The following is a 23232-nucleotide window of genomic DNA, read 5'->3' as shown; positions in this document are numbered from 1 at the left end:
GCTATTTCCCGCTGAAGTTTGGCGTGCGTTTGGCGAAGAACGCGCTGACGCCTTCGCGGTAGTCGTCGCTGCGGCCGCCCAATCGCTGCAGATCGCGCTCCAGATCGAGCTGTTGATCGAGGCTGTTGGTGGCCGAGCTGTAGAGGGCTTTCTTGATTAGCCCCAAACCGTAGGTCGGCTGGGTGGCCAGATGGCGCGCCAGCGTTTGCGTGCGGTCGGCCAATTCATCCGCCGGCACCACCTGCCAGATCATGCCCCACTCCAGCGCCTGTTGGGCGCTGATTTTGTCACCCAGCAAGGCCATGCCCATCGCGCGGGCGTGGCCGGCCAGCCGTGGCAGGAACCAGCTGCCGCCGGAATCCGGCACCAGCCCCAAACGGCAGAACGACTGAATAAAGCCGGCGTTGTCGGCGGCGATGACGATATCGCACGCCAGGGCCAGCGCGGCGCCGGCGCCGGCCGCCACGCCGTTGACTGCGCATACCACCGGTTTCGGCAGGGCGGTCAGGCGGCGGATCAGGGGGTTGTAGAAACGTTCGACCGACAGGCCGAGATCCGGCGCCTGTTGATCGGCGCTGACGTTGCGATCGTTGAGATCCTGCCCGGCGCAGAAACCGCGCCCGGCACCGGCGATCAGCAGGCAGCGCACGCTGTCGTCGCGCTCGGCTTGCGTCAGCGCTTCGCTCAGCTGGCGATGCATCTCGTCGTTAAAGCTGTTGAGCCGATCCGGCCGGTTGAGGGTCAGCGTCAACACGCCGGCGTCGAGATGGCTGAGAATCAATGCGTTATCCATAAATCAGCGCCCCTGATAGTTTGGCGTACGTTTTTCGAAAAAGGCGGCGATGCCTTCGCGGCGATCGTCGGTGGCGGCCAGGGTGACGAACTGCTGACGCTCCATCGCTAGCCCCTGGCTAAGGCCGGTTTCCTCGGCCTGTTTCAGCGCCTGCTTGGCGGCGCGCAGCGCCAGCGGCGCCTGACGGCTGATGCGATCGGCAATCTGCTGCGTGCGCTCCAGCGTCAGGGCATCGACGCACACTTCGCTGATCAGGCCAGCCTGCAGCGCGGTGCGGGCGTCGATGGCTTCGCCGGTCAGCACCATCTGGCTGGCGCGCGCCTTGCCGACGCAGCGGATCAGGCGCTGGGTGCCTCCGGCCCCCGGCATCAGGCCGAGGGTGATCTCCGGCAGGCCGAAGCGGGCGCTTTCGCCGCCGATAACGATGTCGCAGGCCAGCGCCAACTCGCAGCCGGCGCCCAGGGCATAGCCGTTCACCGCCGCCAGCAGCGGCTTGCTGAACTGCGCCAGCCGCTGCCACAGCTGCGGACGGCGATCCGCCAGCGCGGCCGGCAGATCCTGCTGTTGCAGTTCGCGCAGATCGGCGCCGGCGGCGAAAAAGCGCGCCGCGCCGGCGATCACCACGGCGCCCACGCCGCTGTCGGCATCTGCCTGCTCCAGACGGGCAACCAGCTGTTCCAGGCACGGCGTGCTCAGGGCGTTGCGCGCCTCCGGGCGGTGCAGCGTCAGCGTGACCACGCGGTGTTGCTGCTGATGCAAAATAAAGGGGGTATCCATCGCGGCTCCTAGACGTCGAAGTCCAACACCACGCCGTCGCCTTTCGGCCACGACTGGCAGCTCAATACGTAGCCCGCCGCCAGCTGATCCGGCTCCAGGCTGTAGTTGACGCCCATCTCCACCTGGCCGGCCTTCAGACGGCATTTGCAGGTGGCGCACACGCCGCCTTTGCAGGCGTAGGGCAGATCGGCGCCCTGGCGCAGCGCGGCATCGAGAATGCTGTCGTCCTGTTCGCCGATCTCGATATCCAACCGGCGGCCGTCGAGCAGGATCGCCACCCGGGTAGCGTTGCGATCGCCGCTGTGGCGCGGGCGGGTGACCAGGCCGCTGGTGTTGAAGCGTTCGCTGTGGATGTGATTGGCCGGTACGCCGGCCTGCTCCAGCACGGTTTGCGCGTCGTCCATCATCGATTCCGGCCCGCAGATAAAGGCGTGGTCATAGTCGCGGAAATCCAGCAGCGCGCCGCCGATCGCCGCCAGGCGTTCACGGTCGATGCGGCCGCTGAGCAGCGGGCTGTCGAGACTTTCCTGGCTGAACAGGTACAGCGGCTGAAAACGCTGCGGGTAGCGGTTTTTAAGGTCCGACAGCGCCTCTTTGAACATCATTGAACGGCTGTTGCGGTTGCCGTAGATCAGGGTGAAGCTGCTGCCCGGTTCGAGCAGCAGCGTCGCCTTGATGATCGACAGCATTGGCGTGATGCCGGAGCCGGCGGCGATCGCCAGGTAGTTGCCGTGGCGCTCTGCCTGCGGCTGGTAGCCGAAGCGCCCCTGCGGCACCATCACCTCCAGTGCGTCGCCGACTTTCAGCATGCGGTTGACGAAGCCGGAGAAACGGCCCTGATCAATCGCTTTTACGCCGATCTGCAGCAGGCCTTCCTGCGGCGAACTGCAGATGGAGTAGCAACGCCGCAGTTCTTCGCCGTTGACTAGCGCCTTGAGCGTCAGGTGCTGGCCGGGGGTATAGCGGTATTGGTTTTGCAGCTCTTCAGGCACCCGCAGGGTGATGGCTACGGCGTCAGGCGTTTCGCGCTCGATGGCGGCGACGCTCAGGCGATGAAAGACCGTCATGGTGTCAGCGCTCCTATATGCATTTGAAATAGTCGAACGGTTCCCGGCAGTCGCAGCAGCGGTACAGCGCTTTACAGGCGGTGGATCCGAACTCGCTGATCTTCTCGCTGTGGGTGCTGCCGCAGCGCGGGCAGGCGACCGGGCCGTGGGCATGCGGCCGATCGCAGGTGTGGCCCTGCGGGGGCGCTACGCCGTATTGCCGCAGCCGCTCGCGGGCGTCGGCGTTCATCCAGTCGGTGGTCCAGGCCGGGCTGAGGCGAATGTCCACCTGCACCGGGCTGAAACCGGCGGCCGCCAGCCGCTGCTCGATAGCGTTGAGCAAAAATTCGGTGGCCGGGCAGCCGGAATAGGTTGGGGTGAAGGTCACGCGCCAGCCGCTGCCGTCGCGTACCACGTCGCGCACCATGCCCAAATCGGTGATCGACAGCACCGGCAGCTCGGGATCGCTGATCTGCTGCAGGCAGTGCCAAATCTGCGGGATTTCGGCGGGTTGCAAACGAGTGACGTTCATCGCGGCCTCCTACCACTGACTGTTTGGGTAGGCGCGCTGCAGGAACTGCATCTCCGCCAGCAACGGGCCGAGGTGTTCGCTGTGCTGACCTTGCTTGCCGCCGTGACGGAACGCCTGCTCGGCGGGCAGCGCCAGCGTCGCCTGCCGCAGCGTCTCTTCCACCTGCGCTAGCCAGGGGGCCTGCAGCGTGCGCGGATCGACGGCGATGCCTTGTTCCGCCAACGCCAGTTCCAACGCGTCGGCGTGGAACAGCTCGGCGGTAAAGCGCCACAGGTTATCCAGCGACTGTTGGATCTTGCCGTGGCTGATGTCGTTGCCGTCACCGAGGCGGATCATCCAGCCGTGGCTGAAGCGCAGGTGATAATCGGCCTCCTTCAACGATTTGGCGGCGATGGCGGCGATCTGCGCATCGCGGCTGCGGCTCAGCGCCTGGTGCAGCTGCACGTGGTAGGCGTCGAGCAGGAATTGGCGCACCAGCGTGTCGTTGAAACCGCCGTTCGGCTGTTCCGCCAGCAGCAGGTTATGGAACTGGCGCTCGTCACGGCCGAAGGCCAGGCTGTCTTCGCTGCAGGGCGGCCCGGCCAGTTCGGCGGCGTAGCCCAGGAAGTGGCGCGCCTGGCCGAGCAGATCGAGACCGATGTTGGCCAACGCCAGATCGATTTCCAGTTCGGGCGCGTGGCCGCACCAGGCGCACAGACGCTGGGCGAGGATCAGAGGCGTGTCGCCCTGGCGGAGCAAATAGCTGATGCGCGGATCGTTAACCGTCATGGTCGCCTCTACATGTTCTTGATGCCGTCGGGGATGGTGTAAAACGTCGGATGACGGTAGATCTTGTCTTCGGACGGATCGAAGAACGCGCCGCGATCTTCCGGCTGCGAGGCGATCAGATGGCGCGATTGCACCACCCAGATCGAACAGCCTTCGTTGCGGCGCGTGTAGGCGTCGCGGGCGTTTTCCAGCGCCATTTGGTCGTCGGCGGCGTGCAGGCTGCCGACGTGGCGATGCGCCAACCCTTGTTTGCTGCGGATAAACACTTCATACAGCGGCCATTCAACGTGGCTCATGATCTCGGTTCCTTATGTTGGCTATGCGGCGGAAGCGGCGTTTTTCGCGGCGTGGGCCATGGCGCCGTCGCGCACCCAGGCGCCGTCTTCCCAGGCGCGGCGTTTGGCCTGCAGGCGTTCGTGGTTGCATTGGCCGCGTCCTTTGATCACTTCATGCAGTTCGCTCCAGTCGATCTCGCCGAAGCGATAGTGGCCGGCGGCCTCGTCCCAGGTAAGACTCGGGTCTGGCGCCGTCATGCCCAGCGCCTCAAGCTGCGGTACGGTGTTGTCGACGAATTTCTGCCGCAGCTCATCGTTGCTGTGGCGTTTGATTTTCCACGCCATGCTCTGGGCGCTGTGAGGGGAGTCGGCGTCGCTCGGGCCGAACATCATCAGCACCGGCCACCAGAAGCGATCGATAGCGTCCTGCAACATGGCACGCTGCGTGTCGCTGCCGTTGGCCATCGCCATCACCGCCTCGTAGCCCTGGCGCTGGTGGAAGCTTTCTTCTTTGCAGATTTTCACCATCGCCCGCGCATAGGGGCCGTAGGAGGCGCGGCACAGCGCTACCTGGTTGACGATGGCGGCGCCGTCGACCAGCCAGCCGATCACGCCGATATCCGCCCAGTTGAGCGTGGGGTAATTGAAGATGGAGGAATACTTCATCTTGCCGTCGAGCATCTTTTGGTAGATGTCCTGGCGCGAACAGCCGAGGGTCTCGGCGGCGCTGTAGAGGTACAGACCGTGGCCGGCCTCATCTTGCACTTTGGCCAGCAGCACCGCCTTGCGGCGCAGCGTGGGGGCGCGCGTCAGCCAGTTGGCTTCCGGCAGCATGCCGATGACTTCCGAGTGGGCGTGTTGGCCGATCTGCCGAATCAGGTTCTGACGGTAGGCGTCCGGCATCCAGTCTTTGGCCTCAATGGCGATATCCGCCGCGATCTTGTCGTCGAAATGCTGCTGATATTGTGCGTCAGTTGTCATGCTCGCCTCTTGGTGATTCGTGTTTTTCACATTAGATATAAAAATGTGAATCACTTTAACTAACCATAAGGCTACAAACTGATAACAAAAAGATCAAACGAGATTCATGTGGTTTTGCGAGTTCACTCACAAGGTTTTTTGTTATTTTGTTGATTTAATTTGATAAATAAAACCATCAATTTCGTATTAATGACAGGGTAAGCGGCTTGAAAACGGGTTTTGTTCTGTTTTTGTTAAAATTTGATTTGGCGTTGACTGGCATTTATGTGATACGTAATTAAGCTGTAGGGTGAAAATTTATGAATTTTGGAGGGCACATGCAGCAGTTACACAGTTATCTATCTGGCGCCTGGGTGTATGGGCAGGGAGAGGGCCGCGAGATCCGTCACGCCGTGACCGGCGAAGCGCTGTACCAGGTCTGCTCCGACGGCCTGCCGTTAGCGGCGAGCCTGAGCTATGCCCGCAGCCACGGCGGCCCGGCGCTGGCGAACATGACATTCCAGCAGCGCGCCCAGATGCTGAAAGCGGTGGCGAAACACCTGCTGGCGCATAAAGAGGCGCTGTATCAGATTTCCTATCAAACCGGTGCGACGCGCAGCGACGGGTGGGTCGATATCGAAGGCGGCATCGCCACGCTGTTCGCCTATGCCGGCATGGCCGGCCGCGATCTGCCGGATGATACGCTGTGGCCGGAAGACGAGTTGATCCCGCTGTCGAAACAGGCGCAGTTCGCCGCCCGCCACGTGCTCACTTCGCGCCCTGGCGTGGCGCTGCACATCAACGCCTTCAACTTCCCGTGCTGGGGCATGCTGGAAAAACTGGCGCCGACCTGGCTGGCGGGCATGCCGGCCATCATCAAGCCGGCCACCGCTACTGCGCAGCTGACGCAGGCGATGGTCAGGCTGATCGTCGACAGTGGGCTGGTGCCGGAAGGGGCGCTGCAGTTGGTTTGCGGCGGCGTCGGCGACATGTTTGCGCACCTGGATTATCAGGATGCGGTGACTTTCACCGGCTCGGCGCAGACCGGGCAGCGGCTGCGTGCGCATCCGCGCCTGCTGGAAAAATCGATCGCGTTCACCATGGAGGCGGATTCGCTCAACTGCTGCGTGTTGGCGGAGGACGTGACGCCGGAGATGCCGGAGTTTGCGCTGTTCATCAAAGAAGTGTGCCGTGAAATGACCGCCAAGGCGGGGCAGAAATGTACTGCGATCCGCCGCATCATCGTGCCGGCGGCGCAGGTGACGGCGGTGCGTCAGGCCTTGTTGCAGCGCCTGGCGGGGGTGACGGTGGGCGACCCGCAGCTGGAGCCGGTGCGCATGGGGGCGTTGGTCAGCCACGAGCAGCGTGAGGATGTGCAAAGCAAGGTAGAGTTCCTGCTGCGCAATGGTTGCGAACCGCTCTGTGGCGCGGCGCTGGATAAGCTGGAGATCCTGGGCGACGGCGCGCGCGGTGGGGCGTTTTATCCACCGACCCTGCTGTATTGCGCCGATCCGTTCACCCATCAGGCGGTGCACGGCACCGAGGCCTTTGGGCCGGTGGCAACGCTGATGCCGTATGCGGATACCGAGCAGGCGATCGCGCTGGCGTTGCTGGGGCAGGGCAGCCTGGCGGGATCGCTGGTGACCGCCGATCCGGCGTTGGCCAAGCGCTTCATTCGCGCGGCGGCCTGCGCCCACGGCCGAATGCTGATTTTGGATGAACAGGCGGCGGCGGAGTCCACCGGCCACGGTTCGCCACTGCCGATGCTGGTACACGGCGGCCCGGGGCGCGCCGGTGGCGGGGAAGAGCTGGGCGGACTGCGTGCGGTGAAGCACTATATGCAGCGCACGGCGATCCAGGGCAGCCCGGCGATGCTGGCGGCCATCGGCGGTGAATGGGTGCGCGGCGCGCCGGTCGCCGAGCATCCGGTACATCCGTTCCGTAAATACTTCGAGCAGCTGCAGCTGGGCGACAGCCTGTTGACCGCGCGCCGCACCGTGACCGAAGCGGATATCGTCAACTTCGCCTGCCTGAGCGGCGATCATTTCTACGCGCACATGGACAAGATCGGCGCCGCCGATTCCCTGTTCGGCGAGCGAGTGGCGCACGGTTACTTTGTGGTGTCCGCCGCGGCCGGGCTGTTTGTCGATGCCGCCGTCGGGCCGGTGATCGCCAACTACGGCATGGAGAATCTGCGCTTTATCGAACCGGTGAAGATCGGCGACACCATTCAGGTGCGGCTGACCTGCAAGAAGAAAATCCGCAAGCCGCAAAAAACCGCCGAGGATCGGCCGCACGGCGTGGTGGTGTGGGATGTGCAGGTGTTGAATCAGGAACAGCAGCCGGTGGCGCTGTACAGCATCCTGACGCTGGTGGCGCGCCAGCAGGGGGACTTCGAGGCGTAATACGCGTTTGCCGCCGCCGGCAGCCCCGGCGGCGGCAATCTATTCAGATCAGCGGCTGACCGCGCAGCTGTTCCAGCACTTTCAGCGGCGAGCGCTGCGGATCCTGCATCTTGTTCACCGGCAACAGGAAGGTCTGTTCCAGCATAAACTGTCCGCCCATCGCGGCGTGCGGCGTTTGATCCGAGAAACAAATCCAGCTGCTGCCCGGCGGAAACGCCAGCGCCAGCTGCGGCCCCTGCTGCTGATAATCGCCGTCGGCCTTCATGGCGTCGTGCAACTGCAGCATCAGGTGGTCATAATGGCTGCGGCGGGTCTTGGTGATGCGCACCTGATGCTGCAGCCAGCTGCTGAGGGCGGAGTAGCGTGCGAGGCGCGGCATAAAGCGTGCCGCCAGCTCAGGGAACGGTTCACCGACACGCCATTGGCGGTGCTCGCCGTGCGGGTTGATGTTGGTAAAAATGCGCAGAATGCGTTCGCCGTAGTTCGGGCGCGACGGGAAAGCGTCAACGTGCAGGCGGCTGTCGTCTTTGCGCCAGGAACTGGTCGCCCGCCAGGCGGAAACCGGGTGCAAACGCAGGCTGCCGGTCGGATGGTGCAGCGCCTCCTGATACTCGGGCAACAGCCCGGCGATCAGCTGGCGGCACGACTGGTAATAGCGCTCCAGCAGTTGCTGAACCTGCTGCCGGCGTTCCGCGACGGCGACGCCGGTCAGCTTGCCGGACAGCGGCTGATAGCTGATGTTTTTGCGCTTCGGATCGACCAACGTCGGATCCAGCAGTGGCATTTCCTGTTCAGACAGGGTGAAGGCCAGCTCGGGCAGAAACAGTACCTTGCCCTGTTCCAGTTCGCTGACCGCGCTGGATGCTTCCGCTGCCGCCCATTGTCGCAACGGCAGCGTCAGGACGGCCTGTTCACGCATAATATCGCCAGTAGGCATGAGATCTCCTCGCAAATCTATATCGCTTTATTCCCGTCTTTCAGGTTGCCGCGTGATTGGCTGCACTGGCTTGCGCAGTGGCTGGCTGGAGCGGCGTCAGCAGGCCGCTCAATTGCAACGTGAAATTTGTGGGTTCTATTATGGATGTATCAGCAGGGCGCAGTGCGCCGAAGCGTGCGATGGCTTCCTGATAGAGAGAATATTCCCAATAAGGATATCACCGGCAATACCAATGAAAAGTAAACGAGGGCTAAACGGGGCTGCACGTAGGCACGAATAATCAAAAATGGCACGAATTGTCTGCGGAATGGTGTATTTTCTATCTTATTGAATTGTAATGGAAATAAATATGCTGCTTATTTATTGGCGTTATTTCATTCAAATAGCAGAGCAAACCGGGGAAATAATGTTGCGGAGTGGAATTATTTCATCTTGTCGGGAATAAATCGGGCCGCCAAATTTGGAGACCCGATTATTGATTAAGCACCGTAAATGCAGTTTTTGCCTTTTTTCTTGGCCTGATACAGCGCGCTGTCCGCCTCATTGATAAAGCTGATCGGCGTATCGTTATACATATGTGGCACTTTGGCGCAGATGCCGATGCTGATGGTGACGATGCCGTGCGGGTTGCCCTGATGCGGGATCTTCAGATCGCGTACCGCCTGGATGACGCGTTCGGCGAAAATCAGTGCGCCCTGAATGTCGGTATCCGGCAGGATAATCCCCATCTCTTCGCCGCCGTAGCGCGCTAAAACGTCGTTGCTGCGGCACGCCAACCCTTTGAGCGTTTGGCCGATCTGCTGCAGGCACTGGTCCCCGGCGACGTGGCCATAGCTGTCGTTGTACTGTTTGAAATAGTCGATATCCAGCATCAGCAGCGCCACGCTGCGGTAGTTGCGCGAAGCCCGCGCCAGCTCGTTCTTCAGCGCGATATCAAACTGGCGGCGGTTGGCCAGCCCGGTCAGGCCGTCCAGCAGCGCCAGTTCTTCGAGCATCTGGTTGATGCTGGTCAGCTGATCGCGGGTGCGCATCAGCTCGGCTTCGGTTTGCATGCTGTGCTTGATTTGCCGCAGCAGCACCATGCCCATCGCCAACAGGATCATCAGCAGCGAGAGGCCACCGGCGGCGAACAGCCCGGCGTCGGTGCGCCAGTCCGCCAGCGCGTCGCGTTTCGATAGCCCGGCGGCGATCACCAGCGGAAAGCGGTTGACCCGCGAATAGCCGTAGATGCGCTCCACATTGTCGTACAGCGAGGTGATGGTGGCGTTGCCGAATTCCGAATGCGGCAAAATTTCGCTGAACAGCACGCCCTTGGCGATGTTTTTACCGATCGACGCCGCCGAGTAGGGGCGGCGGTAAAGGATGGTGCCGTCCGCCAGCAGCAGGTTCAGCGAGGCGTCAGTGTTGAGGGCGAAGCTGTCGTAAAACTGGCGGAAATAATCGACGTACAGCGTCGCCAGCACCACGCCGCCAAAGCTGCCATCCGGGTGGTTGAAGCGCCGCGAAACGGGAATGATCAGATCGCCGGTGGTGCGGCTGCGGATCACCTTGCCGATGTACAGGCCGCCGCCGTCGCGGTTTTGATGGTATTTGAAGTAATCGCGATCGGCGTTGTTGGCGTTCTTGATGAATTTGCCCGAGGAGGTCGCCAGCCAGCGGCCGCGCGCATCGTAGAGAAACAGCCCATGCAGCTGCGGCAGGTTGCCGACCTGCGTCTGCATGACGCGCTGCAGCCGCGTCAGCTGCGATGGACCCAGCCCGTCGTTCTGGAGACGTTCGGTCAGATCGAGCAGATTGCCGTCCACCTGCATGAAAGTATCGTCGGCATGCTGCGCCAGCGAACGGGCGAGGTTGGCGGATTCATGCTCGGCGCTGCGCAGATCGCGCTGGTGCGCGTTCCAGATTTGCCAGCTGTTAAAGAGGATCAGCGTGGCGGCAACGATGATGACAAACACGCCGGCCTGAAATAATAATGGGGAGCTTTTAACGCTGCGCGGCGGCACGGCATCCTGTATGGGTTGCTGCTGAGTCATGTCACCCTTGTTGTTTGATTACTATTTAGTTCGAGTTAAGAGCAATCTTATATTTTATGCATAAACGCGCCAGACCTCTAGCCCTTAACGAGGCGATAAGGCGAAAGGGCGATCGCAACCCGCATTTGCGGCGGCGTGAACGCGAAGGAGTAAAAGGGCCATGTCGGATTACATCATTATCGCTTTACTGACGCTGGCGGTGTATTACCCCCTCACGCTGGGGGGGCTGGCGGTGATGATGTTCTTCGCCTGGCGGCGGCGCCGGTCGCCCTATTGGCGGTTGGGGTTGGTGCTGTTGACGGTGCTGTTCGTGCTGTTCGCCAAGGTGGCGTATGACTGGCACCGCTACAGCTAGCGGCGCCATGACGGGTTATTCGACGTTGATCATCCAGTTGACGCCGAATTTGTCGGTCAGCATACCAAAGCCTTTGGCCCAGAAGGTGGCTTGGTAAGGCATCGTCACCTGGCCGCCCTGCGCCAGATTGTCGAACAGTTTGCGTCCTTGCTCCGCATCGCTGGGGTTCAGCGACAGCGAGAAGCCTTTGTGAGAAGCGCCGCCGCTGTCATCTTGTGGGCAGCCATCGGAGGCCATCAGTACACCGTCGCCGATCAGCAGACGCGCATGCATGATCGCTTCAGGATTGGCGTCCTGCGGCCCGCCTTGGCGGGCTTCTTCGGGCATGTCTTTGAAGCGCATGACCATTTCAATTTTGGCATTCAACTGCTGTACATAGAAGTTAATCGCTTGCTCACAGTTACCGCTGAAAAACAAATAGGGTTGTACCAGCATGACATTGACCTCGGTTGTGGCCCGACAGGCAACGACCGGCCCTCGGGCAGGAAGAAATGGTTGCTGGCGGCAATAATTGCCGTCGGTGACTTATTAGTGTAGTTCCCCTGACGCAGAATGCTCGTGCGAGGTGAGCGCCTTCGCCGCCGGCAGGGCGGGCGAAGGTGCGAAGGCGGTTAATACAGCGAAGGTTCGCCGGGTGGGCGGGTTTTAAAGCGGCGGTGCAACCACATGTATTGATCGGGTGCCAGCAGCACCTGTTCTTCCACCACGCGGTTCATCATGGCCGCCGCGCGCGTTTCATCGTCCAGCGGGAAGTCCGTCAGCGGTGGCTGTACGATCAGCTCATAACCCTGCGCATGCGGCAGGCGGCGCGGCACGAATGGCACGATCGACGGCCGCCCCATGCGCGCCAGGATATAGGTGCCGGTCGTCGTGGCGGCGTTTTCCACGGCGAAGAACGGTACGAACACGCTGCTTTGCGGGCCATAATCGTGGTCCGGCGCATACCACAGGATTTCACCCTGTTTCAGGTTGCGGATCATGCCTTTGATATCTTTACGATCGATCATGAATTTATTCGAGCGTAGCCGGCCGCGGGTCTGCACCCATTCCATCAGTTTGTTATTGTGCGGGCGATGCACGCCGATGCCGGGGTTTTGCATGCCGAAGATGCGCGCACCCAGCTCCAGAGTGAGGAAATGCAGGCCGATCAGCAGCACGCCTTTCCCGTCCTGACGCGCCAACTGCATGTTTTCCATGCCGCTCACCTTAAACCAACGGGCGATGCGCCAGTCAGGCCAGAACCAGGCCATGCCGACTTCGAACAGGCCCATGCCGACGGACTCAAAATTTTTGACAATCAGCGCCTCGCGCTCGGCGGAGAGCATCTCAGGGAAGCAGAGTTCTACATTGCGGCGTGCTATTTGTACCCGGCGTTTCATCAGGCGCATGGCTATTCTGCCAAGGCCGTGTCCGAGTCGATAAATGAGCGGGTAGGGCAGTAACACCAAGAGATAGAGTATTCCCAGCCCTATCCACAGCAACCAATAACGAGGGCGCAAGAATTTGCGCTCAAAGCGTTGGTTAGAAAGCATTTTTTCTATGATTCCTTTTCTTTCCCAATGGGACCTTAACCCAAATTTTTATAAGGCGAATAGTAGAACATTTCGTGCTAAATAGGATTTTCCATTAATGCTTTTTTTTCACTTTATTTAAGCGCAGGCGAAAAATGGAGTGAGATAGGATTTTTACCGAGGGAAGGGAAGATATTTTCCGCTATTTCAACCGGCTGGTGCAATTGAAAAATAAAGACACAATTAAGCGCATCGCAAAAGTGACAACTGCTATGTAACCTTAATGAAACAGTAACGCGACGGAACCGTCCCAAACGGCGGCCAGTGCGTACAGTAGCGCGAGAATCAGGACAAGGGGGGCATTGAACATGGTTGTTTCCTCCATGAGGATTTGTTTAAAGTTTAGCCTCTCGAGATGACGGCAGGATGAAGTTAGATCGTTTTTTGTACGGTGAAATTCAGACGGACGGAAATGGGTAAACCGCTGATTTTTTACTATAGTCATAGTGTGAAGTTGTGCGTTTGTCGGCGTACGCCTCTGCATTGAGCGGCAGCGGGCAGGTTGCCCAGAGCAAGATCGCGGAGCGGACGGCGCCTGGCGCGAAACATGTGACGAGATTCTCAGAGGGTTGGTCTGTAAGGATTTGACATGTCATATGAAAATGACGAACTAAACGGTGTTGAGCAACCGAGCGACTACGTGAAAGCCACCGCCTGCGAAGTGCGCAGCGGTGTAAAAGCGGCGCTCGAGCAATCATGTGCCTGCCTTAAGGATAACCCTTGGGCGGGGATAGGCGCCGGCGCCGTCGTGGGCCTGGTAATAGGATTTCTGTTAGGCAAAAGGTAATAGGGAGAGTAAAGATGGGCATCATTTCCTGGATCATTTTTGGTTTAATCGCCGGTATCCTGGCCAAGTGGATTATGCCGGGCAAAGACGGCGGCGGCTTTATTGTGACCGTTATATTGGGGATCGTGGGCGCCGTCGTCGGCGGCTATATCAGCACCTTCTTCGGTATGGGCCGCGTTGACGGTTTTAACCTGGGCAGCTTTGTGGTGGCGGTAATCGGTGCCCTGGTGGTGCTTTTTGTCTACAGGAAGATCAAAGGCTAAGCAGCCGTTGCTCAACAGGGTCGCCGCGGCGGCCCTTTTTCGTGAAATCAATCCGGCGGTGCGGCGCGGGCCGTACCGGCTGAAAGGGGAATATCATGGGTCTGTTCGATAGCGTATTGGGTAACATTCTGGGCGGCGGCGCCAACGGTAAAGGCATCGACTACATCGCCATTATGCAGTGGGTTGAGCAACAAGGCGGCCTACAGTCCATTTTGGACAAATTCCGTCAGGGGCAGTTCGGCGATATCGTCGGTTCCTGGCTCGGCAATGGCGAAAATCAGCAGATTACCGGCGATCATGTGCAGCAGGCGTTGGGTAGCGATGCGATCAACCAACTGGCTGAAAAGCTGGGTATCGATCCTGCACAAGCCTCCAGCACCATTGCACAGTTCTTGCCAACGGTCGCTGATGCCGCCTCGCCAAATGGTGAAGTGCAGCAAGACAGCAACGAACTGGGCGACATGGTCGGCAAACTGTTCAAATAATGATTAGGCTCCCGGCATCTGGCCGGGAGCATTCACTCCGCTAATTCCCTCGATCGCCGTCAACGCTTGCTGCAGATGCGCCACCCAGGCGCGCACTTTCTCCGGAATAAATCGTAAGGCGGGATAGACCGCGTGCAGCGCCATGGGCGGGTAGCGGTATTCCGGCAAAACGGGCACCAGCGCCCCCGTCGCCAACTGCTCGGCGATTAAAGGCCGTTGGGCGCCGCCGATACCCACTCCAGCCTCGATGGCGGCCAGCAGCGATAGCGTATTGTTGGCGCGGAACGTGGGCCGCAGAGCAACCATCTCGGGGCCGTGCGGCCCGAACAGAGTGAGCGTATCGCCGTCGTTCAAACCGCTGTAACGAATGTGCGCATGTTTCGCCAACTCCGCCGGCGAACGGGGCGTGCCATGCTTGTCCAGATAGGCCGGCGATGCCACCAGCAGGCGTTGCAGCTCGCCCAAACGTTTCGCCACCATGCCGGGAGCATGGAGTTCACCGAAGCGCAGCGCCACGTCGATGCCTTCGCCGATCACGTCGGCGCGGCGATCGTCCAGCAGCAGTTCGATGGCGAGGTTCGGATGACGTTGCTGGAAAGCGATGGCCAGCGGTGTGACGTGCAACTGCCCGAATCCGGTAGGGGCGTGAATGCGCAGATTGCCCTGCAACTGGTGGTGCTGGTCGTGCAGTGCGTCTTCCGCTTCGTCGACCGCCGCCAGAATCGGTTTGAGGCGCTGATAATAACCGCTGCCGGCATCGGTCAGCGTGACCGCCCGGGTGCTGCGAAACAGCAGCTGGGCCCCCAGTTGCTGCTCCAGGCCGGCGATTTGCTGACTGACCGCCGGCTGCGTCAAACGCAGATCGCGAGCGGCGGCCGATAGACTGCCCAGTTCGGCCACTCGCATAAAGGTTTTCATTGCGTTCAGCTTATCCATGTCGATCTTGCCTATAGATTTTTCTTATAAGTGTTAGTGGAAAGCCTCTTCTACCGCAAGCATTACTAATCAATAACACTCAGGGTATCGATAACCTGAGGAGTGGCAAGATGAATGCAAAGCGACAGGCATTGGTGATCGGCGCCAATGGCGTGATTGGGCGCCGATTGATTGAGGAGCTGATTGATCAAGGTTGGCAAGTGGTGGGCGTCTCGCGCCGGGGGGGCGAACCGGCATCTGGGGTGCGCCACCTTCAGGTTGATCTGCTGGATGCGGCGGCGACGCGGGACGCGCTGCGGCCGCTGAGCGCGATTAGCCACGTTTTCTATGCCGCCTATCAGGATGCGCCGGACTGGGCGGGGCTGGTGGCGCCCAATCTGCAGATGTTGCAACACGTCGTCGAGGGGCTGGAGCCGGTCGCGCCGGCGTTGGAGCATATCAGCCTAATGCAAGGTTACAAAGTGTATGGCGCGCATTTGGGGCCGTTTAAAACGCCGGCGCGCGAAAGCGACGCCGGGCATATGCCGCCGGAGTTTAACGTGGCGCAGCAGCAGTATCTGGCGCTGTGCCAGGCAGGCAAGCGCTGGCGTTGGAGCGCCATTCGTCCGAGCGTGGTGGGGGGCTTCTCTCTTGGCAATCCGATGAACCTGGCGTTGAGCATCGCGGTTTATGCCTCAATCAGTAAAGCGCTCGGGCTGCCGCTGCGCTTTCCCGGTAAGCCAGGCGCTTACCACAGTCTGCTGGAAATGACCGACGCCGGGCTGTTGGCGCGCGCCACGCTTTGGGCGGCGACCGAGCCGGCGGCGGCCAATCAGGCGTTTAATATCAACAACGGCGATCTCTTTCGCTGGAGCGAGATGTGGCCGAAAATCGCCGCTTACTTCGGGCTGGAATGCGCGCCGCCGCTGCCGATACCGCTGGAGAGCACGATGGCGGACAAAGCGCCGCTGTGGCGAGAGCTGGTGCAACGGCACCAATTGACCGAACCAGACTATCGCGCGGTGGCCGGCTGGCGTTTCGCCGACTTCGTCTTTTCCTGGGACTATGACATGTTCGCGGATGGCAGCAAGGCGCGGCGTTTCGGTTTCCATCAGTTTGTCGAAACCGAAGCCATGTTTTTCTCGCTGTTCGAGGAGTTCCGCCGCCGCCGCATCATTCCCTGAGCGTGGCATCGGTTTCCCCGCAGCACAGGCTGCGGGGAATGGCCTCAGAACGTCAGCATGATCTTGCCGATGTGCTCGCTGGACTCCATCAGCGTATGCGCGGCGGCGGCCTGCTCAAGCGGGAAGGTTTTAAAAATTTGCGGTTTCAGCACGCCGCGCTCCAGCAGCGGCCAAACCTTCTCGCGCAGCTCGGCGGCAATCTGCGCTTTGTCCGCCACGCTGCGCGAGCGCAGCGTCGACCCGGTATGGGTCAGGCGTTTCAACAGCAGCGGCATCAGATTGAGCTCTTTTACCACGCCGTTTTGCGTGCCGATTTGCACGATGCGGCCTTCCATCGCCGCAGCCTGATAGTTTTTGGCGACATAATCGCCGGCGATCAGGTCGACGATGACGTCGGCGCCTTTGCCGTTGGTGGCGTCTTTGGTGCGTGCGACGAAATCTTCGCTGCGGTAATTAATCGCCACGTCGGCGCCCAGCGCCAGGCTGGCCTGACGTTTCTCTTCGGATCCGACGGTGGTGATCACCTGGGCGCAGAAGGCTTTCGCCAGCATGGTGGCGACCGTGCCGATACCGGAGGTGCCACCATGGATCAACACGGTTTCGCCGGCTTTGAGATGACCGCGCTGGAACACGTTGACCCAGACGGTAAAGAAGGTTTCCGGCAGTGCGGCGGCCTCGGTCAGGCTCAGACCCGCCGGTACCGGTAGCGCATTGCTTTCATGCACGGTGCAGTATTCCGCATAGCCCCCCCCGGCGATAAGGGCGCAAACCCGATCGCCGAGCGCGAAGTGGGTCACGCCTTCACCGATGGCCACCACTTCGCCGGCAATTTCCAGGCCGGGGATATCCGAGGCGCCGGGCGGTGGCGCATAGTTCCCCTGGCGCTGCAGCACGTCGGGGCGGTTAACGCCAGCGGCGGCGATTTTCACCAGCAGTTCGCCCGCCTGTGGCTCGGGTACCGGGCGTTCGGTGACAACCAGAACCTCGGGGGCGCCCGGTTGGCTAATCTCAATCGCTTCCATCGTGCCGGGCTGCGCTGCATTTGTTGACATGGTCACTCTCCTCATCGTGGCGGACGTGGTTATCAGGCTGAACGCCCGCAATAAAGTCTGCTGTTAGCTTAGCGAAATCGAAGGAGGTGCGCGTGGTCGAATAGAGCGGTTTTGCGAGGAGGAGAGGACGCCGCCGCGATGGGCGGCTGGATATCAATCGTTAGGGGGGATGCGGAAGCCTTTCAACGAGACGATAAAATGTTCTTTCCCTTTGGAGATCTTGGCGCCTTTATCGCACCACAGGCTGGCAAGCTGGAAGAAGTCATCGCTGCCGATATCGTAGGCCAGTTCGATTTTCTTGGCTGTGCCGGCGCGGATGAGCTTTTCTGCTTCCTGATGGTTTGCAGCTTTAATTATGGTCATGGGCGAAATCCTTGGTGTTAAGCCAGAGCGGATAATCGCGAATCATCATATGGCCATAGTGTGACAATTTTGTGATGAAAACATGACGGTCCACGAAGGTGCGGCGTGCGGCGTGCCGCGCCTTCGCGGTGAAAATGCGTTATCGATTACCGATCGTGCGGGCGAACGAATGTGCTTTTTTTCTGAGATTTGAAATGCTTATAGAGCGAATAGCCCGCAATGCCGGCTAAGACAGCCAAGAGGGCAAGGGATCCTGTGGCCATGAACATCACCTCCGAATAAGAATGGCAAGGAGGCGTATTTGTGACATTCATCACTTTACGGGGCAATGAGAGCAATCTGTAATCGGGAAACTGGCATGAGGGAGGAGCAAAAAAAAAGCGCCTATAGGGAGGCGCATAAAGATTTGCAACACAGCTTGTTGTGTTCAACACCAGGAGGAGTGGTGAACTGGCGCTATTCTATGCAGCGGCGAGGGCGGCTGATATAGGTATTACTCCGAAAGCGGCGCTACCACTCATAGCCCAACTGGATGTTGTAATCGGGATCCTGGTTGGTGGAGTAAGGATCGGATTGGCGGCGGCGATCGGTTTTCTTCACCGGGCCTTCATACGCGGGATAAGGTTTGGTGCGCGGTTTGCTGCAGCCCGGATGATCGCATTCGATATCGACGCGAAAGCCGTTCTTGTCGCGTGCCTCTGCCCAAGTAATCGGCGGTTTCGCCGCCTTAGGGGCTGGCCCTGACGGTGCTGTCGGCTTGGGAGCGGGAGTCACACTGGGTTCTGGAGCTTGATAATTCAGCTCCAGTGCACTCTGCGGAGCGCTGTAAGCGGCAAAGGCCAGCAGGGCGGCGGCACTGGCAGTTGGTAAGGTAAGCCATCTCGGCATGATGAATCTCCCTGAATGATTTCTGTAGGCAACTATAAAACAGCAGAACGAGAATTACTATCATTTACCTTGGCTGTTACGGGGGGCCAGGCGGTGATTCTATCGACCGACAGGGTCAAATCCTGTGCGTTTAGCCGAGATTCACGCCCCATCACGGCGAAAAAGGTTGCTATTGCCGCTCGCTCATGAGTTAATGATGTCGGCCTGTGGTACAGACCTATTTATGCACGACATTTTGAGTAAAGTAGTTCAAATTTAAAGCGTTATCCCGGATAGCCCTTCTCTGACGAATTTCCTTTCCAGTGCCTCCATAAGTAACTGATGACCGGCTATCTCGCCCATGGCGGCTAACATTATTATTGAAGGAAATTAGACATGTCCAACATGATCAAAGGTCAAGTGAAGTGGTTCAACGAAGCTAAAGGTTTTGGTTTCATCACCCCAGCAGACGGCAGCAAAGACGTATTCGTACACTTCTCTGCTATCCAGGATCAAGGCTTCAAGACCCTGGCTGAAGGCCAGAACGTACAGTTCTCTATCGAGAACGGTGCGAAAGGTCCATCTGCGGCTAACGTTACCGCTATCTAATTGGCGTCTACCGCTGATTGAAAAGAACCCGCTGCGGCGGGTTTTTTTATGCCTGCAATTTGGCAGCGCGTAAAAAAAGCCCGCAAGTCTGCGGGCAAAAGTTCCTTGTTACTTCATTTGCGAGCGCTTCTCTGGGGGGGAAACGCCTGAAGACAGGCTACGCGAGACCGGCTTAAGATTCTGCGGCCAAACCGTTAAGAAAGTGAAAATCCAGGCGGCTGCTACGCTGATAGCAGAGGCCGGCAGGGCTGGAGTGGTGTCCATCGCCCTCGCTTTTGTAATACACTGACGGCAATCGCAAATAATGGGGAAGGGTATGCAGGTTAACGATCGAGTGACGGTAAAAACAGACGGAGGCCCGCGGCGTGAAGGCGTGATTTTGGCCGTAGAGGTGTTCAACGAAGGCACCATGTATCTGGTTTCTCTTGACGACTACCCGGCGGGCGTATGGTTTTTTAATGAAATCGACAGCCGTGACGGCACGTTTGTGGAGCCCTGCCGCGAGCACGGGCAGTAACTTAGGTTAATCTCATTAATTTGCTAATGAAATTGTCCATTTTGAGATTATTTCATTGCGGTAAGATTTTTTTTATCGGCGGCAAAAAAATACCCGTTGCGCTAGCGGGGGATAACGCAGCAGGTATTTTTTTGTGGTTCCAGCGGCTGCTATCCAGATGACATTATCACCGGGTATTTAACGGCTGGTAAAACAGAGCGGGGGCGTTCTCTGTGGTTCAGCGGCTATTGACGAATATTCCACTGGTCAATGTATCGGTCAAACGAACAACGTGATAAATGATCTGCTTGTTGTGCGTTTTTATTTTCCGCTTGATGTTTCCCTTGTGGGAAGAGACCGTTTTGGCCTTTATTTGCATCTGGTCTGATATCTGGATGGTACCTTGACCGGACATCCACATGCGTAGCATGTTTGATTCAGTCTGGCTCAGCGTTACCGGCGTTTGATCCAGAGAGGATTTCTCCGTACGGAGGGACGTTCTCTCGAGATAGTGACTAAGTAGCTGATTCATAGTCTCTGGTTTGATGGATTTTGACGATATGATGACGTTCTTGCGAACATATAAATAATCGTCGAAATGTACGTTGGTAATGGCCATGAAGATGAAGAATAACGTATCCGGGTGCAGTGAAATCACCCGTTTTATTCGCTCGGTGGCGTTTGCTTCGTGGATGAAGCAGTCCTCGTTAATAAACACCAGGCTCGGATTTAACTTGCTGCATTTTTCATGCAGGCTGTCAATGTCCTCGATGGCATTAATATGGCGCCTCTTCACGCCATGCGAAGTCAGATAGTCGGTTAACCCCAATCTGGTATAGCTACATGAATCCATGATAATCGTTGGCATATCGCACCCCCACTTAAATCCGTTTTACTGCGGTAATATGAGAAAAAGCCTAAAAAGCCGAAAGGCAAAATGGAACAATAATTCAGTGTAGCGAGTGTTCTATCAATAAACACGACGGCACTCAATGATATTTTCATACTAAACTTATTAATTGCATGAATCTATAAGTTTGGCTTAAGTCAGGGCGATCTGCTGCTCGTCCAGCTTAGGCATGTTGAGCCTGATTTGCGCTTGGCGCCCGTGCCTGTCTGCATTGCTTGCCGCTAATCTGTTCATCATGTCACGAAACAAAATTTTAGTTTGCTAGGAAAAGTCTTAAAAAAAATTCATGTGTCGTTTTTTTGATGTCTTTCAGCGCGTTTTTTGAGTGGTCAAAAAGCGCTCCCTCTGGTGTTTTTGACTTTTTACATATAAAAATCATTATCTTATAGGTGTTTTTGCTCTCCATGCTAATGATAAGCACTTCTTTTTTTATCATAACAACAAACAAAAGTTAACATTATGACCGGAATGTGTAGCTTAATTGTTGCTATAAATCACCGTTTTACAATGAGTTATATAGATATTTATTTCGCATGAAATAGTTTTCGTGAATGTTTAACGGTGATTGAGTGATTTCTCTAAACTATCATCCTGCAGTCCGATCCACGGGGAGGAATGGCAGGTCGGAGTTGTCTCTGGCCCGCGTTGGTTTTAACTTGCCTCTCCACCTTTCAAAAACAGGATGTCGCGGTGAGACAGAATCAGTATGGGCAGCCGATAGGTGAGGCCCTTCCTCATTGGCAGCCGGCAGGCATACCCGGGCACACGCCGCTGCAAGGGCGGTTTTGCCGCCTCGAACCGCTTAACCTCGCGCGCTGGGGGGATGCGCTTTATCAGGCTTACCAAACCGCTGAGGACGATCGTGACTGGACCTATCTGTTTTGGGAACGGCCGCAGTCGCACGCAGATTTCCAGCGTTATCTTCAGGCGCAGGTGTCCAGCGCAGACAGAAACACGATGGTGGTGATCGATCAGACGAACGGGCACGCCGTGGGAACCTGCGCTTTTTTACGCATCGATCCTGGCAACGGCGTGGCCGAACTGGGCACCATCAACTGGTCGCCGCTGATGAAGCGCAGTGCGCTGGGCAGCGAGGCGATTTTCTTGATGCTGCGGCATCTTTTCGACGATCTTGGCTACCGGCGCTGCGAATGGAAATGCGATAGCCTCAATCTGCCTTCACGCCAGGCCGCCGAGCGCTTGGGTTTCCGCTATGAAGGCACGTTCCGCCAGGCCGTCGTTGTTAAAGGACGCTCGCGCGACACCGACTGGCTGTCGATCGTTGATGGAGAATGGCCGACACGATACGCGGCGTTTGCCGCCTGGCTGTCGCCGGATAACATCAGCGAAGACGGGCGGCAAGAACGTCGTTTGCAGGCCTTCCAACGCGGGTAATCGCCGCGCGTGTTAGGCCGTTTCCGCCAGGCAATGGCGCAGCGAGTCCAACGTCAAGCGGATGTCCTGTTCCTCTGTCATCCAGTTGACCAGCGCGGCGCGGATCCCCGGCTGGCCGTTGTAACGCGTAGGGGTGCAACGCACCACGCCATGCCGGCTAAGGCGTTCGAGAAAGCGATCGCGCGCCGCTTCGCTCTCACCCTGTGGATGACTGAGGGCGAAGCACACCACGTTCAAATTCACCGGCGCCAGTAGATGGAAACCGTCATCGGCCGCTAACGCCGCCCCCAGCGCCTGCGCCAGTTCGACGTTGCGCTCGACGATATCTCGTATACCGCTGCGGCCATAGGCTTTCAGCGTCAGCCAAAGCGGCAAGGCGCGGAAGCGGCGCGAATTTTCTGGCGTCAGATGCAGATAGTTGTCTGGCCGCAGCGTCGGTGCTTCCAGGTAAGCCGAATGGTTCTGAAATACCTGCATTTGCAGATCCAAATGGCGGGTAAATTGGATCGCGCTGTCATAAGGCACATTCAGCCATTTATGCGCATCGACGGTGATGGAATCGGCATGCTGCCAGCCCTCGAGCTTTGAGGCGTATAGCGGTGAGCAGGCCGCCACGCCGCCGAATGCCGCATCGACATGCAGCCAAAATGGATAACGCTCCCGCAGCGCCAGCAGCTGCGGCAGATCGTCGAAAGCGACAGTGTTGACCGTACCGGCGCTGGCCAGTACCAACGTTGGCTGGCCAGCGCCGGCGGCGAGCTGCCGCGCCAGCGCTTCCATATCCATGGCTTCAGACTCCGGCAGGCTCGCGACGATCGTCAACGCCTCGCGGCCGATGCCGAGCATGCTGAGCGCCTTCACGCTGCTGGAATGCGGATTGGCCGCCAATACCCGGATGGGGCCCAGCGCCGCCAGGCCTTGTTGGGCGATATCCACGCCTTGCTGTTGTCCCAGCCACTGCCGGCCAATGGCCAACCCGGTGAAATTGGCCATGGTCGCGCCGCTGACCAGGCTGCCGCTGAACGTTTCCGGCAGGCCCAGCAGGGATTTCAACTGCGTCACGGCCGCCAGCTCGATCGTGGCTGCAATGGTATCATGGCTGAGCAGGCTATTTTGGTCTGTCACGCTAACCAGCCAGTCCGCTGCGACCGCCGCCGGGGTGCCGCCGCCGGTGACGAAGCCGAAATAACGCGGGCCGGCGCTGGCGGAAATGCCGGCCTGATAACGTTGCCAAAAGCGCTCCAGCGCTGCCAGGGCGCCTTCGCCGTTTTCCTCCAACCGATCGTCGCCCGGTTGCAGCTGCTGATGCTCGAGCGGTGGGCAGACCGAGCGTTGCTGCAGCCCGGCCAGGAAATCCTCCGCCAACTGGCGGGTGTGGTCGAGGATCTGCGGAAACTGCGCGAGGTCCTGTTGTAAACGTGGGTGCATGGTGGCTCCGAAAGCGTCAGGGATGA

At 58.8% G+C, this 23232-nt stretch carries 26 protein-coding genes; 9 read left to right on the top strand and 17 right to left on the bottom strand.

What is annotated here, in order from left to right; genetic code table 11:
- Position 1: 1 nt before the first annotated feature.
- The 7 genes from paaG to paaA are packed head-to-tail and all read right to left on the bottom strand — an operon-like array spanning position 2 to position 5172.
- A complete protein-coding gene (paaG, locus tag ACJ8J4_RS06855) occupies positions 2–793 on the bottom strand; it encodes a 2-(1,2-epoxy-1,2-dihydrophenyl)acetyl-CoA isomerase PaaG (RefSeq protein WP_025303368.1) in 792 nt (263 codons plus the stop codon).
- Between the two features lie 3 nt (positions 794–796).
- The gene (gene paaF / locus ACJ8J4_RS06850) at positions 797–1570 is read right to left on the bottom strand and encodes a 2,3-dehydroadipyl-CoA hydratase PaaF (RefSeq protein ID WP_049203970.1); all 774 of its coding nucleotides are present in this window, start codon (positions 1568–1570) and stop codon (positions 797–799) included.
- A gap of 8 nt (positions 1571–1578) precedes the next feature.
- Entirely contained in the window at positions 1579–2637 is a 1059-nt protein-coding gene (gene paaE / locus ACJ8J4_RS06845) for a 1,2-phenylacetyl-CoA epoxidase subunit PaaE (RefSeq protein ID WP_049295906.1), read from the bottom strand.
- A 13-nt stretch (positions 2638–2650) separates the two neighbouring features.
- The gene (gene paaD, locus ACJ8J4_RS06840) at positions 2651–3148 is read right to left on the bottom strand and encodes a 1,2-phenylacetyl-CoA epoxidase subunit PaaD (RefSeq protein WP_025303365.1); all 498 of its coding nucleotides are present in this window, start codon (positions 3146–3148) and stop codon (positions 2651–2653) included.
- 9 nt (positions 3149–3157) lie between these two features.
- A complete protein-coding gene (gene paaC, locus ACJ8J4_RS06835) occupies positions 3158–3916 on the bottom strand; it encodes a 1,2-phenylacetyl-CoA epoxidase subunit PaaC (protein WP_043140519.1) in 759 nt (252 codons plus the stop codon).
- 8 nt (positions 3917–3924) lie between these two features.
- Complete coding sequence (gene paaB / locus ACJ8J4_RS06830) at positions 3925–4212, bottom strand: 1,2-phenylacetyl-CoA epoxidase subunit PaaB (RefSeq protein ID WP_004935173.1); 288 nt, start codon at positions 4210–4212, stop codon at positions 3925–3927.
- Positions 4213–4233: 21 nt separating this feature from the next.
- Positions 4234–5172 carry a 1,2-phenylacetyl-CoA epoxidase subunit PaaA gene (gene paaA / locus ACJ8J4_RS06825; RefSeq protein ID WP_033647856.1) on the bottom strand — a complete coding sequence of 313 codons (939 nt, stop codon included), beginning with the start codon at positions 5170–5172 and terminating at the stop codon, positions 4234–4236.
- A gap of 317 nt (positions 5173–5489) precedes the next feature.
- Between paaA and paaZ the strand changes: the two genes are divergently transcribed.
- Positions 5490–7556: a phenylacetic acid degradation bifunctional protein PaaZ gene (gene paaZ / locus ACJ8J4_RS06820; RefSeq protein WP_049295901.1), complete on the top strand. Its 2067-nt coding sequence runs from the start codon at positions 5490–5492 to the stop codon at positions 7554–7556.
- 43 nt (positions 7557–7599) lie between these two features.
- Here the strand turns inward: paaZ and ACJ8J4_RS06815 are convergent, their stop codons facing one another.
- Positions 7600–8493, bottom strand: a complete 894-nt coding sequence (locus ACJ8J4_RS06815) for a Kdo hydroxylase family protein (protein ID WP_025303361.1) — start codon at positions 8491–8493, stop codon at positions 7600–7602.
- A gap of 479 nt (positions 8494–8972) precedes the next feature.
- Positions 8973–10526 (bottom strand): sensor domain-containing diguanylate cyclase, encoded by a 1554-nt coding sequence (locus ACJ8J4_RS06810; RefSeq protein ID WP_442516051.1) that lies wholly within the window; start codon positions 10524–10526, stop codon positions 8973–8975.
- A 160-nt stretch (positions 10527–10686) separates the two neighbouring features.
- On the opposite strand from ACJ8J4_RS06810, the gene ACJ8J4_RS06805 reads away from it, so the two are divergent.
- Positions 10687–10881 carry a hypothetical protein gene (locus ACJ8J4_RS06805; protein WP_060447861.1) on the top strand — a complete coding sequence of 65 codons (195 nt, stop codon included), beginning with the start codon at positions 10687–10689 and terminating at the stop codon, positions 10879–10881.
- A 15-nt stretch (positions 10882–10896) separates the two neighbouring features.
- On the opposite strand, the gene yjdN is transcribed toward ACJ8J4_RS06805, so the two are convergent.
- The gene (yjdN, locus tag ACJ8J4_RS06800; protein ID WP_025303359.1) at positions 10897–11316 is read right to left on the bottom strand and encodes a VOC family metalloprotein YjdN; all 420 of its coding nucleotides are present in this window, start codon (positions 11314–11316) and stop codon (positions 10897–10899) included.
- A gap of 176 nt (positions 11317–11492) precedes the next feature.
- Positions 11493–12413 (bottom strand): Kdo(2)-lipid IV(A) acyltransferase, encoded by a 921-nt coding sequence (locus ACJ8J4_RS06795; RefSeq protein ID WP_197836121.1) that lies wholly within the window; start codon positions 12411–12413, stop codon positions 11493–11495.
- 628 nt (positions 12414–13041) lie between these two features.
- On the opposite strand from ACJ8J4_RS06795, the gene ACJ8J4_RS06790 reads away from it, so the two are divergent.
- The 3 genes from ACJ8J4_RS06790 (at position 13042) to ACJ8J4_RS06780 (ending at position 13987) form a co-directional block, all read left to right on the top strand.
- Entirely contained in the window at positions 13042–13239 is a 198-nt protein-coding gene (locus tag ACJ8J4_RS06790) for a glycine zipper domain-containing protein (RefSeq protein ID WP_025303357.1), read from the top strand.
- Positions 13240–13253: 14 nt separating this feature from the next.
- The gene (locus ACJ8J4_RS06785) at positions 13254–13502 is read left to right on the top strand and encodes a GlsB/YeaQ/YmgE family stress response membrane protein (protein ID WP_004935146.1); all 249 of its coding nucleotides are present in this window, start codon (positions 13254–13256) and stop codon (positions 13500–13502) included.
- Positions 13503–13597: 95 nt separating this feature from the next.
- A complete protein-coding gene (locus tag ACJ8J4_RS06780) occupies positions 13598–13987 on the top strand; it encodes a YidB family protein (RefSeq protein ID WP_197836123.1) in 390 nt (129 codons plus the stop codon).
- A gap of 3 nt (positions 13988–13990) precedes the next feature.
- On the opposite strand, the gene ACJ8J4_RS06775 is transcribed toward ACJ8J4_RS06780, so the two are convergent.
- Complete coding sequence (locus tag ACJ8J4_RS06775) at positions 13991–14923, bottom strand: LysR family transcriptional regulator (protein WP_043140541.1); 933 nt, start codon at positions 14921–14923, stop codon at positions 13991–13993.
- A gap of 110 nt (positions 14924–15033) precedes the next feature.
- On the opposite strand from ACJ8J4_RS06775, the gene ACJ8J4_RS06770 reads away from it, so the two are divergent.
- Positions 15034–16086 (top strand): SDR family oxidoreductase, encoded by a 1053-nt coding sequence (locus ACJ8J4_RS06770; protein ID WP_197824090.1) that lies wholly within the window; start codon positions 15034–15036, stop codon positions 16084–16086.
- Positions 16087–16130: 44 nt separating this feature from the next.
- Here ACJ8J4_RS06770 and ACJ8J4_RS06765 read toward each other — a convergent pair whose 3' ends face one another.
- The 3 genes from ACJ8J4_RS06765 to ACJ8J4_RS06755 all read right to left on the bottom strand — a co-directional run bounded on the left by ACJ8J4_RS06765 (position 16131) and on the right by ACJ8J4_RS06755 (position 18389).
- A complete protein-coding gene (locus tag ACJ8J4_RS06765) occupies positions 16131–17138 on the bottom strand; it encodes an NAD(P)H-quinone oxidoreductase (RefSeq protein ID WP_264383605.1) in 1008 nt (335 codons plus the stop codon).
- 153 nt (positions 17139–17291) lie between these two features.
- Entirely contained in the window at positions 17292–17501 is a 210-nt protein-coding gene (locus ACJ8J4_RS06760; RefSeq protein ID WP_004935132.1) for a hypothetical protein, read from the bottom strand.
- A gap of 510 nt (positions 17502–18011) precedes the next feature.
- Entirely contained in the window at positions 18012–18389 is a 378-nt protein-coding gene (locus ACJ8J4_RS06755) for a hypothetical protein (RefSeq protein ID WP_025303352.1), read from the bottom strand.
- 375 nt (positions 18390–18764) lie between these two features.
- Here ACJ8J4_RS06755 and cspE point away from each other — a divergent pair, with 375 nt between their 5' ends.
- The gene (cspE, locus tag ACJ8J4_RS06750) at positions 18765–18977 is read left to right on the top strand and encodes a transcription antiterminator/RNA stability regulator CspE (protein WP_004935122.1); all 213 of its coding nucleotides are present in this window, start codon (positions 18765–18767) and stop codon (positions 18975–18977) included.
- Positions 18978–19293: 316 nt separating this feature from the next.
- A complete protein-coding gene (gene dsrB / locus ACJ8J4_RS06745) occupies positions 19294–19494 on the top strand; it encodes a protein DsrB (protein ID WP_004935117.1) in 201 nt (66 codons plus the stop codon).
- A 217-nt stretch (positions 19495–19711) separates the two neighbouring features.
- On the opposite strand, the gene rcsA is transcribed toward dsrB, so the two are convergent.
- Complete coding sequence (rcsA, locus tag ACJ8J4_RS06740) at positions 19712–20341, bottom strand: transcriptional regulator RcsA (RefSeq protein WP_025303351.1); 630 nt, start codon at positions 20339–20341, stop codon at positions 19712–19714.
- A gap of 795 nt (positions 20342–21136) precedes the next feature.
- On the opposite strand from rcsA, the gene ACJ8J4_RS06735 reads away from it, so the two are divergent.
- A complete protein-coding gene (locus ACJ8J4_RS06735; RefSeq protein ID WP_197836195.1) occupies positions 21137–21778 on the top strand; it encodes a GNAT family N-acetyltransferase in 642 nt (213 codons plus the stop codon).
- Positions 21779–21790: 12 nt separating this feature from the next.
- Here the strand turns inward: ACJ8J4_RS06735 and ACJ8J4_RS06730 are convergent, their stop codons facing one another.
- Positions 21791–23206 carry a pyridoxal phosphate-dependent decarboxylase family protein gene (locus ACJ8J4_RS06730; RefSeq protein WP_049296076.1) on the bottom strand — a complete coding sequence of 472 codons (1416 nt, stop codon included), beginning with the start codon at positions 23204–23206 and terminating at the stop codon, positions 21791–21793.
- Positions 23207–23232: the final 26 nt, after the last annotated feature.

Source organism: Serratia sp. CY47280 (assembly GCF_052168655.1).
In the GTDB taxonomy this organism is placed as follows: domain Bacteria; phylum Pseudomonadota; class Gammaproteobacteria; order Enterobacterales; family Enterobacteriaceae; genus Serratia; species Serratia bockelmannii.
This window is presented reverse-complemented; position numbering and strand designations above follow the sequence as displayed.